General features: G+C 64.4%; 3 protein-coding genes. 1 reads left to right on the top strand and 2 read right to left on the bottom strand.

The features are described 5' to 3' along the window. Nucleotides 1–301 precede the first annotated feature (301 nt). Nucleotides 302–904 carry a hypothetical protein gene (locus ABIV12_RS07865; protein ID WP_348057984.1) on the bottom strand — a complete coding sequence of 201 codons (603 nt, stop codon included), beginning with the start codon at nt 902–904 and terminating at the stop codon, nt 302–304. A 251-nt stretch (nt 905–1,155) separates the two neighbouring features. Between ABIV12_RS07865 and ABIV12_RS07860 the strand changes: the two genes are divergently transcribed. Further along, complete coding sequence (locus ABIV12_RS07860) at nt 1,156–1,311, top strand: hypothetical protein (RefSeq protein WP_348057982.1); 156 nt, start codon at nt 1,156–1,158, stop codon at nt 1,309–1,311. A gap of 895 nt (nt 1,312–2,206) precedes the next feature. Here the strand turns inward: ABIV12_RS07860 and ABIV12_RS07855 are convergent. Next, the coding region (locus ABIV12_RS07855) for a c-type cytochrome (RefSeq protein ID WP_348057980.1) at nt 2,207–2,564 on the bottom strand (358 nt) is incomplete at its 5' end.

The following is a 2,564-nucleotide window of genomic DNA, read 5'->3' as shown; positions in this document are numbered from 1 at the left end:
GCTGCGCATCAGCCGCTGTGCGGTACCACGCGGCGCGTGACGCAGTGGCATTAAGCGGCGGACGAAGGATCAACGCGTTGGCGGCGGCTGGCGGTCATGGGGCCAGCATGCCCGCGACGCTGCTGGGGCGGGCAGGAAATCAGCGCATCGGGACGTCGGTGCAATAACGAATTGTGGATGTCCCGGTTAGTGCGCTTCGCCATCGAAGTCAGTGCGTCTTCCATCGCGGCAATGGAGCTGTCCTCCACGAAAGCGGCACTGAAGTACATGCGCTTCGGGCTTGCCGGAAGATCGGGCGCGATCAGGGATTCTCGAAGCCATCCGCGAAAATCCGGTCGGACGCAGGCGCGTCCGGCGTGACGATCGACGCACCGCTGTCCTCGTAACACCAGCCGTGCATGGTCCCGGGAAAACCCAGCGGCGCTGTCGTCGACAGGGAAAGCCAGCCGTACAAAAGCAGACCGGTCGTTTCATCGCGGAAGCGCGTCCCGAGATAGCCCGTCGTGCCGGCTTGCCACGCGGTCGTGTCGCCGGTGAACGCGGCGCGCGTGAACAGAGTATCCGCGCCGATGGAAACGCCGGGACCGAGCACCGCGTACGTTGTTCCGGTGCTGGCGACGCCTGCACCGCCGCCGCTCTCGGCGCCCCAATAGAATTTCAGTTGACCGGCAGGGTCCGTGCTGGCAGCGGCATAGGGGTTGAAGTCGAAGCCCGGAACAGCGCCTTCGCTCGTACCGGAAACGACGGTCACGAGGTTGACGTAGAGGCCCTCGGTGGTTGCCGGCAGATTGAGGTCTGTCATCGGCGAACACACCACCGCGCCTTGGCCAGTCGAGCACAGCGCCAGCAAAATCGAACCGGCGATGAGGCGGAAACAGGATCCTGCGTGTGTGGACGCGATCATGGGCGAGGCTGTTCAATCGAATGGGTGAGTCGAGTGTAGCGAGTGACACACGCAACGTCGCATCGGGTGCCGCGCGCTGGTGCATGTTGGCCTTCGTCTTTCATTCGCGTATCCCACAGTGCCGCGACACTCTCGTCGCGTGCCAGGACAGGGAGATCCTCATGACGTTCACGAAATTTCATCGTCGAACCAGTCCGGTACACCCACGGTAACCGTCCGGGATAACCAGTCATGCGCAAGACCACGCGCACGTGATTGCTCATCACGGCGTACGCGTACAAACCAACCGCGAAGATGTCGGCCAGTTCCCGCAGTCGGTGTTCGATCCAATCGCGGCGATGCTCGAAGGACTGGCCCGTCAAGGCATCGAACCCGCACAGCCAAGGCGCGTCGCACGCAGCGCGTGACGCAGTGCTCCTCAGCGGCGGACGACGGATCGACGCGTTGGCTGCGCGCGATAGTCTTGGGGCCAGCATGCCCGCGACGCCGCTGGGGCGGGGTAGGACATCAGCGCATCGGGACGTCGGCGCAGTACCGAATTGTGGATGTCCCGGATGGTGGTACGGACAGGAAGACTGCGGCATCAACACGACGTACTCCGGGTCATTGCCACCCGGCATCGATTTCGAGGTGGACGCGTTCGGCCACACTACGGGCGTGGGCTACCTCATCACGCGGACCTGTCCATGATGCCAATGCGTGAAGACGGATGACGCCATCGCACGCGTGCGCAACAACATCGAGCGTCGTCTGCCCAAGCGGTTGACACTCCATCGAACGTCCGAGCGTCGAAGCGAGGCATGGTCATCGATCCAGCGAGGCGGGGTCTTCCAACGGCGTTTCCTCGGGCAAGGCCAGCTGACAGCGAGCACTCTGGCGCGGTATGTCGACGCGCGAGGGGGGTGAACCCTGCTCCACGATGTTTCGCCCCTTCACGTCGCCACGTGCTCCGGCTCCCGGGTGCTGCATCGGCTCACTTACCGCGCTGACGTGGGCTCGCGCAATCCGCGCTACCCCGGAAAACACCGTGAGCAAGAAGACCCCGGCCGGAGCGCAGAGGATGCCCATCGTCAACCGCTACGACGCCTACAACGTGCGCGAGTACAAGGTCCACCGCGAGAAGAAGGGCGACTTCCGCCTCTTCGCCTGGTCGACTGCGCGGCATTCCCGGATCGTTCGACTGCGGCGCGCGCCGAGTGGACCCTCAAGCAGCTACCGCGCCACCGGAAGATCGCACAGCTGGTCGAGTGGCACCGCGGGCAGGAATGGACGGCGCTATGAAACCGCGATACGCGGCCTTCGTCATTTGGCCGGCGCGGCGGCCGATCGCATGAAGGCGATCATCTTCCAGATCTCGTCGTCCGTCGCGACGCCGCCCATCGCCGGCATGTCGCCGACCACCGCTTCCTTGCCCTTGCGCTCGTGGCCCTTGGCACGGTAGTCGACGCTGCCGAGCTTGATCAGGTCGAACAGGGTCGCGTCGTCGCTGCCGTAAATCCAGGTGTCGTTGATGACGGGCGGACCCATGCCACCGCCGCCGCCGGCGCCGTGGCATCCGCTGCAGCTTTTGCTGCTGAAGAGATTCTTCCCTTGGCTGATCGCTTCGGCCTTGCCTGCATACGGGTTGTCGGCCCCGAACGCGATTGACGCGTAGCCGACG

Origin of the sequence: Dokdonella sp. (assembly GCF_039926425.1) — a bacterium.
Classification (GTDB): Bacteria; Pseudomonadota; Gammaproteobacteria; order Xanthomonadales; family Rhodanobacteraceae; genus Dokdonella_A.
The sequence above is the reverse complement of the archived record's forward strand: the minus strand, read 5'-3'. Positions and strand labels throughout refer to the sequence as shown.